The sequence below is a fragment of the Modestobacter lacusdianchii genome, from assembly GCF_054177765.1.
Genome location: NZ_JBJJTJ010000038.1, coordinates 23,296 through 32,848, shown reverse-complemented (window position 1 = coordinate 32,848; position 9,553 = coordinate 23,296). Strand labels below are relative to the sequence as shown.

The following is a 9,553-nucleotide window of genomic DNA, read 5'->3' as shown; positions in this document are numbered from 1 at the left end:
CCCCCCCCCCCCCCCCCCCCCCCCCCCCCCCCCCCCCCCCCCCCCCCCCCCCCCCCCCCCCCCCCCCCCCCCCCCCCCCCCCCCCCCCCCCCCCCCCCCCCCCCCCCCCCCCCCCCCCCCCCCCCGCGCTGCTGGTCGACCTGGCCGTCGACCTCACCCCGGCCGGGTGGCGGCTGGTCCCGCGCCCGGGGGCCGACCTGCGCCGGGCGCAGGAGATGCTCGCCCGCGACCTGGACGCCCTGCACGAGGTGGCCGAGCGCTACACCGGCGCCTTCAAGGTGCAGGTGACCGGACCCTGGACGCTGGCCGCCGGGCTGGAGCGGTCGCGCGGCGACCGGGCGGTCGTCGACCCCGGGGCCCGGCGGGACCTGGCCCAGTCGCTGGCCGAGGGGGTCGCCGCGCACGTGGCCGCCGTCTCCGCGCGGGTGCCGGGGGCCACGGTCGTGGTGCAGCTGGACGAGCCCTCGGTGCCGGCCGTGCTGCAGGGCGGGCTGCCCACGGTGAGCGGGTACGGCAAGCTCGCCGCGGTCGAGGCGCCCGTCGTCGAGGAGGAGCTGACCGCGCTCGTCGACCGGCTCCCGGCCCCCGTGGTGCTGCACTGCTGCGCGAACCGTGCGCCGCTGGACCTCTTCCGGGCCGCCGGTGCGCAGGGGCTGTCGTTCGACCTCGGGATGGTGCAGGACCTGGACTCGGTCGGCACCGCCGTGGAGGCCGGCACGCACCTGCTCATCGGGGTCGTGCCGGGCACCGACGCCAGCCTGCCGTCGCCGAAGACCACCGCGACCCGGGTGCAGGCCTGGTGGCGCGAGCTCGGCTTCCCGGCCGAGCAGCTGCACTCCGCCGTGACGCTCACGCCGGCCTGCGGCCTGGCCGGCGCGAGCCCCGCCTACGCGCGGACCGCGATGACGCACGTCCGAGAGGCGGCGAAGTACCTCCTGCCGGAGTGACCTGCCGTGAGTGACTCGCTGGGGCGGTGGTTGGCGTGCGTCCGCGAGGTGGCGGAGTGTCCTCTGTCTCGGTGACCTGGCCTGGTCGACCGGCGGAGTGACTGACCACCTGGCGTGGGCCGCCGTCCCCTCCCAGCAATCGGCCACCGGCTCGCTGGGGCGGGGGTGGCGGACGCTTGCTGTACCGGCCCAGACCATCGTTCGAGCCGTGGGCGGTCCATCGTGGGTGCCGTCGTCGCCGCGCCGGCCAGCTGCCCCGGCGGGGGAGCGTCCCACTCGTGGCGCGTAGGCCGGTCGCGACCGTCCGCAGCGCGCGTCCCATGCCAGGGGCCCCGCAGTCGCACTCCCGGCGTCGAGCGGCTCGTGTCAAGAGCCGCCGTCGATCTGTGGACGAGCTCCTGACCTGCTGTTTCGTCTTGTTCGACCGCCCCGACGGCGGTATTCTTCGTACAGGTGTTCGAGCCGGTCGGGAGGTGTCGTGAGCGAGTTGATGTCGGCTCTGGACGCCCTGGCCGCGGACGATCTGCACGGTCTGACCGATGGTGCGGTGCTGGACCGGACGGCGTTGCTGGTGGCGGTGCAGAACCGGATGGCTGCGGAGCTCACGCGCACGGTTCGGCACGGGGAGCTGACCCAGGCGCCGGAGCACGACGGGCTGAAGAGCATGCGGTCGTGGTTGATCGGGCATGCCCGGCTGTCCGCGGCTGAGGCGTCGCGCGTCGTGCGGTCGGGGCGGGTGCTGGAGCATTTCCCGGCGCTGGCGGCCGGGTTCGCCGAGGGTGCGGTGACGGCGGCGCAGATGGACGTGGTGGCCACGGCGGTGGGGGAGCCCGAGCGGGCCCGGGCCGCCGAACAGGACGTGGACCTGGGTGCGTTCGACCAGGCGTGGGCGCAGGTGGCGGTGGGTTCACCGCACCAGTCGCTGGCGGTGGCGGTGCGGGCGTTCGAGGACGCCTTGGACCCCGACGGCACCGAGCCCGATCCGACCGAGGGTCGGCGGCTGACGATCGCCAAGCACGCCGATGGTTCGGTGACCGGCCGGTTCGATCTTGACGCCGTCGGGGGCGAGAAGGTGCAGGCGGCGATCGAGTCGATCGTGCAGGCCGACCGCCCCAAGGGTGATGAGCGGACCAGGGTGCAGCAGCAGGCCGATGCGTTCGTGCAGCTGTGTGACAACCAGCTCGCGTCGGGTGGTCTGCCGACGCTGCGCACGGTGAAGCCGCACGTGGTGCTGAAGCTGAGCCTGGACGACGCGGTCGACCCGGCCACCGGCCCGGGCGCTGGGGAGCTGGGGTTCGGAGCGACGATCTCCGCCGCCCGGGCCCGGTGGTTGGCCTGCGACGGCAGCATCTCCCGGATCGTGATGGGCCCCGACGGTGTGCCGCTGGACCTGGGGCGTGACCACCGGGTGGTCACCCCGGGCCTGCGCCGGGCGGTCGAACGGCGCGACGAGTCGTGCGTGTTCGCCGGCTGCGGCGCCCCATCGTGGTGGTGCGACGTCCACCACCTCGTCCACTGGCTGCACGGCGGTGAGACGTCGCTCGAGAACTCAGCGCTCCTCTGCGAACGCCATCACACCAAGGTCCACCACGGGTTCCGCGTCGAACGACAACCGGACGGGCGATGGCGGACCTGGCGACCCGACGGCTCCGAGATCCTCATCGGCCCACTCCGGTAGCCCTCAGAGCTCGTCGCCGTCTCAGTCGGCGTCCAGGACCCTCGCGTGCGCAGCGACGTCCGGGTGCAGACGTGCGCGGAGGCACTTCGCATGGGTGAAGAACTGCTGCTCCCGCTGCTGCTCGGCCTCCTCCTGCCATCGCGCGACCACGACGAGGGCGCAGGGGTCCACCTCGCTCCCGCGGGCCGTCTCGCCACAGAACGCACACACGACCTCCAGCGGCACAGCGATGAGGGTGCCAGGCGGCGACTGCGGTTCGGCAGGCGCACGTCCTTGCTCCCGGCGGGTGAGCCGCGGTCGAGCATCGAGTGGCTGTCGCACCGTCCGGATACCGTTCCGGCGTGAGCAGTGAGGCAGACGTGGAGCTGGGTGGAGTCGGCGAGCCGCGCGTGGGGGCGGCCGTCGACCGGGAGGACGTCACCGAGGTCCCCGACGACGCGCGCACCCGGCACCGCGACCTCTCCGAGGAGCTCGACCGGTACGCCTTCGCCTACTACGTGCAGGACGCCCCGCTGGTCAGCGACGGCCAGTACGACGAGCTGATGGGCGAGCTCAAGGCGATCGAGGCCGCCCACCCGGCGCTGGTCACCCCCGACTCGCCCAGCCAGAAGGTCAACGGCGGTTTCGGCGCCACCTTCGCACCGGTCACCCACCCGGAGCGGATGCAGAGCCTGGACAACGCCTTCTCCTCCGACGAGCTCTCCGCCTGGGCGGCCCGCGCCGAGCGCGACGGCGCCGCCGGCGCCGGCTACCTCTGCGAGCTGAAGGTCGACGGGCTGGCCGTCGACCTGGTCTACGAGCGCGGCCGGCTGGTCCGGGCGGCGACCCGCGGCGACGGCGTCACCGGCGAGGACGTCACCGCCAACGTCCGCACCCTGGCCGTCGTCCCGCAGGAGCTCACCGGTGACGACGTCCCGGAGTTCCTGGAGGTGCGGGGCGAGGTCTACTTCCCGGTGGCCGCGTTCGCCGAGGTGAACGCCGGGCTGGTCGAGGCGGGCAAGCCGCCGTTCGCCAACCCGCGCAACGCCGCCGCCGGCTCGCTGCGGCAGAAGGACGCCCGGGAGACGGCCAAGCGCCCGCTCAGCATGGTGGTGCACGGCATCGGTGCCCGCCGCGGTTTCGAGCCCGACCGGCAGTCAGGCGCCTACGACCAGCTGCGGGCCTGGGGCCTGCCCACCAGCGAGCGCTACGAGGTGGTCGACGGGCTCGAGGGCGTGTGGGGCTACATCGAGCGCTATCGCGAGCAGCGGCACGCCGTCGAGCACGAGATCGACGGCGTCGTCGTCAAGATCGACCAGGTCGCGCTGCAGCGGCGGTTGGGGTCGACCAGCCGCGCCCCGCGCTGGGCCATCGCCTTCAAGTACCCGCCGGAGGAGGCGACCACGACCCTGCACGACATCCGGGTCAACGTCGGGCGCACCGGCCGGGTCACCCCGTTCGCGTTCATGGAGCCGGTCAAGGTCGCCGGGTCCACCGTCCAGCTGGCCACGCTGCACAACGCCAGCGAGGTGAAGCGCAAGGGCGTGCTCATCGGCGACACCGTCGTCATCCGCAAGGCCGGTGACGTCATCCCCGAGGTGCTCGGCCCGGTGGTCGCCGCGCGCACCGGCGACGAGCGCGAGTTCGTCATGCCCACGCACTGCCCCGAGTGCGGCACCGAGCTGCGACCGGAGAAGGAGGGCGACGCCGACATCCGCTGCCCGAACGCCCGGTCGTGCCCCGCGCAGCTGCGGGAGCGGGTCTTCCACGTCGCCGGCCGCGGCGCCTTCGACATCGAGGTGCTCGGCTACGAGGCGGCCACCGCGTTGCTGGAGAGCCACCTGCTCGCCGACGAGGGCGACGTCTTCGCCCTCGACGAGGAGGCGCTCTGCCGCACCGACTTCTTCACGAAGAAGGACGGCACCCTCTCCGCCAACGGCAAGCGGCTGCTCACCAACCTGCAGACCCGCAAGGACGTGCCGCTGTGGCGAGTCCTGGTGGCGCTGTCCATCCGGCACGTCGGCCCGACCGCCGCCCAGGCGCTGGCACGCGAGTTCCGCTCGATCGACCGGCTGATGGGCGCCACCGAGGAGGAGCTCGCCGCCGCCGAGGGCGTCGGGCCGACCATCGCCGCGGCCGTGCGCGAGTGGTTCACCGTCGACTGGCACCGCGACGTGGTCGAGAAGTGGCGGGCCGCCGGGGTGCGGATGGCCGACGCCGAGTCCGACGACGCCCCCGGCCCGCTGACCGGCGTCACCGTCGTGGTCACCGGGTCGCTGCGCGACCACAGCCGGGACCAGGCGATCGCGGCGATCCAGGAGCGCGGCGGCAAGGTCACCGGCTCGGTGTCGAAGAAGACCGGCTTCGTCGTGGTCGGCGCCGACCCGGGCAGCAAGTACGACAAGGCGGTGGCCGTGAAGGCCCCGATCCTGGACGACGACGGCTTCACCGTCCTGCTGGAGCAGGGCCCGGACGCCGCCCGCGAGGTCGCCACCATCGGCGACGGCACGACGCCGGCCGCACCGGCGGACGGCGCCGCCGGCTAGACCGGGGGCAGCCGGGCGACGGTGGCCGCGAGCCCGGTGAGGTGTGCGAGGCGCAGCAGCTCCGACCGCCGGAACGCCGGGCCACCCGACCGGCCGAGCAGCACCGCCGTGCCCTCGGCGCCGAGCGGGGCGGCCATCATCTCCACGGCCATCTCCTGCCAGCGCACCGGCACCCAGTCGGCGTCGCTGGGCAGCAGCAGGGGAGAGGTCAGCGGCAGCCAGGGCGGCCGGATGCCCTCCAGGGACGGCGCCGCGTCGGAGGCGGCGAGCACGGCGGGGTGCTCGGCCGAGCCGGCCAGCACGACCGCCCAGCCGCTGCGGAACACCCGGGGCAGCTCGGTGGCCAGCACCTTCGCGGTGCCCTCGTCGGCCGGCGCGAGCGCCTCGAGCAGGGCCAGCTCGCGGTGGGTGTCCATCGGGCCGGCGAACGGCCGCAACGACTCGACCTGCACCCCGGGCACGGCGGTCGCCGCGGTGATCAGGCTGTCGGCGACCCGGTCGACCGGGAGCTCCACCACGATGTCGTCGACGGCCACGCCGTTGCCCCGCTCCAGGACGTCGACCGAGACGATGTCGATCCCGGCGTTCCCGAGCGCGGTCGCGACGGCGCCCAGGATGCCGGGCCGGTCGGGGACGACCAGCCGCAAGAGATAGGACACGGATCCCTCCGGTGCCGCGCGCTGCGGGCCGATCGCCGTCGATCGTGGACAGGGGCAGCCTCCCCCATCGGGCGCCCGGTATCCAGCCCGGCTCGCGATCGGGGCGGTGCGGCCGCCCACGTACAGTTGACACGTCGTATGACGCGAGTCGTGGCATCGGGCAAGTCGACGAATGGGGTTCCCCGGCAGCATGAGCAGCATCTCCCGAGAGGACGTCCAGCACCTGGCGCGCCTGGCGCGCCTGGCGGTGACCGACGACGAGCTCGACCGCTTCGCCGGCCAGCTGGACCAGGTGCTCAGCGCCGTCGCCCGGGTCGGCGAGGCCGCCGTGGCCGACGTCCCGCCGATGTCCCACGCCGTGCCGCTGACCAACGTGCTGCGCCCCGACGTGGTGACCCCGAGCCTGCCGCGGGACGTGGTGCTGGCCGGGGCACCCGCCGCCGAGGACGACCGCATCCGCGTGCCGCGCATCCTGGGGGACGCCGAGTGACCAGCACCCGCACCGACCTGACCTCCGCCGACGTCGCCGAGCTGTCCCGGCTGCTGACCGCCGGCGAGGTGAGCGCCGTCGAGGTGACCCGCGCACACCTGGACCGCATCGCCGCCGAGGACGGCCGGCTCGGCGCCTACCTGCACGTCGAGACCGACGCCGCGCTCGCCGCCGCCACCGCCGTCGACGAGGCGCGTGCCGCCGGCGACGAGCTCGGCCCGCTGGCCGGCGTCCCGGTCGCCCTCAAGGACCTCGTGGTCACCGAGGGCGTGCCGACGACGAGCGGCTCGAAGATCCTGGAGGGCTGGCTCCCGCCCTACAGCGCCACGATCGCCACCCGGCTGGCCGAGGCCGGCACGGTGCTGCTCGGCAAGACCAACATGGACGAGTTCGCCATGGGCTCCTCCACGGAGAACTCCGCCTACCAGGTGACCCGCAACCCCTGGGACGCCGACCGCATCCCCGGCGGCTCCTCCGGGGGCTCCAGCGCGGCCGTCGCCGGCGACCTCGCGCCCTGGTCGATCGGCACCGACACCGGCGGCTCGATCCGCCAGCCGGCCGCGGTCACCGGCCTCGTGGGTCACAAGCCCACCTACGGCTCGGTGTCCCGCTACGGCCTGATCGCCTTCTCCTCCAGCCTCGACCAGGCCGGCCCGATGGCCCGCACGGTGCTGGACGCCGCGGTGATGCACGAGGTCATCGGCGGCCACGACCCCCGCGACTCCACCAGCATCGACTCCCCGCTGTCCGGGCTGGCCGATGCGGCCCGCGCCGGCGCGGTCGGGGACCTGCGCGGCGTCCGGATCGGCGTCGTCCGGGAGCTCGGCGGCGAGGGGCACACCGACGGCTACGAGCCGGGCGTGCTGGCCCGCACCCGCGAGGCGATCGAGGTGCTGGCCGGGCTGGGCGCGGAGGTCACCGAGGTGTCCTGCCCCTCCTTCGACCTGGCGCTGCCGGCCTACTACCTGATCGCGCCGAGCGAGGCGTCGAGCAACCTGGCCCGCTACGAGGGCGTCCGGTTCGGTCTGCGGGTCGGCGACGACGGCAGCCACGACCTCGACGAGGTGATGGCGCTGACCCGTGAGGCCGGCTTCGGCCCGGAGGTCAAGCGGCGGATCATCCTGGGCACCTACGCGCTGTCCAGCGGCTACTACGACGCCTACTACGGGCAGGCGCAGAAGGTGCGCACGCTGATCACCCGCGACTTCACCGCGGCCTTCGCCGACGTGGACGTGCTGGTCAGCCCCACCACCCCGACCGTCGCCTTCCCGATCGGCGCCCGGGTCGAGGACCCGATCGCGATGTACGCCGCCGACCTGTGCACCCTGCCGGCGAGCCTGGCGGGCCTGCCGGCGATCTCGGTGCCCAGTGGCCTGTCCGACGGGCTGCCGGTCGGCCTGCAGGTGATGGCCCCGGCGCTGGCCGACGACCGCTGCTACCGGGTGGCCGCCGCGCTCGAGGCCGCGCAGGACGCCGCGCGCGGCCACCGGCTGCTCGACGAGCTGCCGGGCCGAGGAGCCGCGGCGTGAACGGCCCGCTGAAGGCCGCCTGGGGCCTGACCGTGTTCGTCGTCGTCGCCGGCATCGTGCTGTGGGCGGTGACCGGGCGGGCTGTCTTCGCCGTCTTCATCGTCCTGGGCCTGCTCACCGCGGTCGGCGCCTGGTTCACCGGGCGCACGGCCCCCACCACCCAGCAGACCCGGCCAGCCGGCGAGCGCACGCACCTGGAGGACGAGCAGTGACCAGCACCATGGGCGACCGGCTGGTGGACTACGACGAGGTGCTGACCCGGTACGAGCCGGTGATCGGCCTGGAGACCCACGTCGAGCTGGGCACCGCCTCGAAGATGTTCTGCGGCTGCGCCACCACCTTCGGCGCCGAGCCGAACACCCAGACCTGCCCGGTCTGCCTCGGCATGCCCGGCTCGCTGCCGGTGGCCAACGCGGCCGCGATCGAGGCGACCATCCGGATCGGCCTCGCGCTGGGCTGCCGGATCGCCAACTGGTCGCGCTTCGCCCGGAAGAACTACTTCTACCCGGACATCCCCAAGGGCTTCCAGACCAGCCAGTACGACGAGCCGCTGTGCACCGCCGGGCACCTGGACGTCGAGGTCGACGGTCAGACGTACCGCGTGGAGATCGAGCGGGTGCACCTGGAGGAGGACACCGGCAAGAACCTGCACGTCGGTGGCGCCACCGGGCGGATCCACGGCGCGGACCACTCGCTGATCGACTTCAACCGGGCCGGCATCCCGCTGGTGGAGATCGTCACCCGCCCGGTGCCCGGCGCCGGCGCCAAGGCCCCCGAGGTGGCCCGCGCCTACGTCACCGAACTCCGCGAGATCGTGCAGGCCCTCGGCGCCTCCGACGTGCGGATGGAGCAGGGCAGCCTGCGCTGCGACGTCAACATCTCGCTCAACCCGGTCGGCGCCCTGGCGTGGGGCACCCGCACCGAGACCAAGAACGTGAACTCGCTGCGGTCGGTGGAGCGCGCCGTCCGCTTCGAGATGCGCCGGCAGGCGGCGGTGCTCGACGACGGCGGCCGGGTGGTGCAGGAGACCCGGCACTTCCACGAGGACACCGGCAGCACCTCCTCCGGGCGCAGCAAGGAGGAGGCGACCGACTACCGGTACTTCCCCGAGCCCGACCTGGTGCCGCTGGCCCCCGACGCCGACTGGATCGAGTCGCTGCGCGCGTCGCTGCCCGAGCTGCCGGCCGCCCGCCGGGCCCGGCTGCAGCAGGAGTGGGGCATCTCGCCCACCGAGATGACCTGGCTGGCCAACGCCGGCGCCCTCGGCCTGGTCGAGGAGACCGTCGCCGCGGGCGCCGCGCCCGGTGACGCCCGCAAGTGGTGGCTGGGCGACCTGGCCCGGCGGGCCAACGACGCCGGTGTCGAGCTGGCCGAGCTGGCGGTCACCCCGGCGCAGGTCGCCGAGCTGGTCGGGCTGGTCAACGACGGCACCATCAACGACGGCCTGGCCCGGCAGGTGCTCGACCGGGTGCTCGCCGGCGAGGGCGACCCGGCCGCGGTCGTCGAGGCGCAGGGGCTGGCCGTGATGGGGGAGTCCGACGAGCTCGTCGCCGCCGTCGAGGCCGCGATCGCCGGGGCCCCCGACGTGATCGCCAAGGTCAAGGCCGGCAAGGTGCAGGCGCTGGGTGCCCTGGTCGGGGCGGTCATGAAGACCACCCGTGGCAAGGCCGATGCGCCCACCGTGAAGCGGATGCTCGAGGAGCGCGTGCTCGGCTCCTAGCCTGA

At 74.2% G+C, this 9,553-nt stretch carries 9 protein-coding genes; 7 read left to right on the top strand and 2 right to left on the bottom strand.

The features are described 5' to 3' along the window. Positions 1-215: 215 nt before the first annotated feature. The gene (locus ACJTNH_RS19045) at positions 216-947 is read left to right on the top strand and encodes a methionine synthase (RefSeq protein WP_458178532.1); all 732 of its coding nucleotides are present in this window, start codon (positions 216-218) and stop codon (positions 945-947) included. Between the two features lie 478 nt (positions 948-1,425). Next, positions 1,426-2,625, top strand: coding sequence for a DUF222 domain-containing protein (locus ACJTNH_RS19040; protein ID WP_458178530.1), 1,200 nt, complete (start codon positions 1,426-1,428; stop codon positions 2,623-2,625). Between the two features lie 21 nt (positions 2,626-2,646). Here ACJTNH_RS19040 and ACJTNH_RS19035 read toward each other — a convergent pair whose 3' ends face one another. Next, positions 2,647-2,850 carry a hypothetical protein gene (locus ACJTNH_RS19035; RefSeq protein ID WP_458178528.1) on the bottom strand — a complete coding sequence of 68 codons (204 nt, stop codon included), beginning with the start codon at positions 2,848-2,850 and terminating at the stop codon, positions 2,647-2,649. A gap of 116 nt (positions 2,851-2,966) precedes the next feature. On the opposite strand from ACJTNH_RS19035, the gene ligA reads away from it, so the two are divergent. Continuing rightward, entirely contained in the window at positions 2,967-5,150 is a 2,184-nt protein-coding gene (gene ligA / locus ACJTNH_RS19030; RefSeq protein WP_458178526.1) for an NAD-dependent DNA ligase LigA, read from the top strand. On the opposite strand, the gene ACJTNH_RS19025 is transcribed toward ligA, so the two are convergent. Continuing rightward, positions 5,147-5,809 carry an ACT domain-containing protein gene (locus ACJTNH_RS19025; RefSeq protein ID WP_458178524.1) on the bottom strand — a complete coding sequence of 221 codons (663 nt, stop codon included), beginning with the start codon at positions 5,807-5,809 and terminating at the stop codon, positions 5,147-5,149. The two genes, ligA and ACJTNH_RS19025, sit on opposite strands and share 4 nt — an antisense overlap. Before the next feature lie 190 nt (positions 5,810-5,999). On the opposite strand from ACJTNH_RS19025, the gene gatC reads away from it, so the two are divergent. The 4 genes from gatC to gatB are packed head-to-tail and all read left to right on the top strand — an operon-like array spanning position 6,000 to position 9,548. After that, a complete protein-coding gene (gene gatC / locus ACJTNH_RS19020; RefSeq protein ID WP_458178522.1) occupies positions 6,000-6,299 on the top strand; it encodes an Asp-tRNA(Asn)/Glu-tRNA(Gln) amidotransferase subunit GatC in 300 nt (99 codons plus the stop codon). Then, positions 6,296-7,828 (top strand): Asp-tRNA(Asn)/Glu-tRNA(Gln) amidotransferase subunit GatA, encoded by a 1,533-nt coding sequence (gene gatA / locus ACJTNH_RS19015; RefSeq protein WP_458178520.1) that lies wholly within the window; start codon positions 6,296-6,298, stop codon positions 7,826-7,828. Before gatC ends, gatA begins: the two co-directional genes overlap by 4 nt. Next, on the top strand, positions 7,825-8,040 hold the full coding sequence (locus ACJTNH_RS19010) for a hypothetical protein (RefSeq protein WP_458178518.1): 216 nt from the start codon (positions 7,825-7,827) through the stop codon (positions 8,038-8,040). The genes gatA and ACJTNH_RS19010 overlap by 4 nt, the downstream gene beginning before the upstream one ends. Next, complete coding sequence (gatB, locus tag ACJTNH_RS19005) at positions 8,037-9,548, top strand: Asp-tRNA(Asn)/Glu-tRNA(Gln) amidotransferase subunit GatB (RefSeq protein WP_458178516.1); 1,512 nt, start codon at positions 8,037-8,039, stop codon at positions 9,546-9,548. Before ACJTNH_RS19010 ends, gatB begins: the two co-directional genes overlap by 4 nt. The last annotated feature ends 5 nt before the right edge of the window (positions 9,549-9,553 follow it).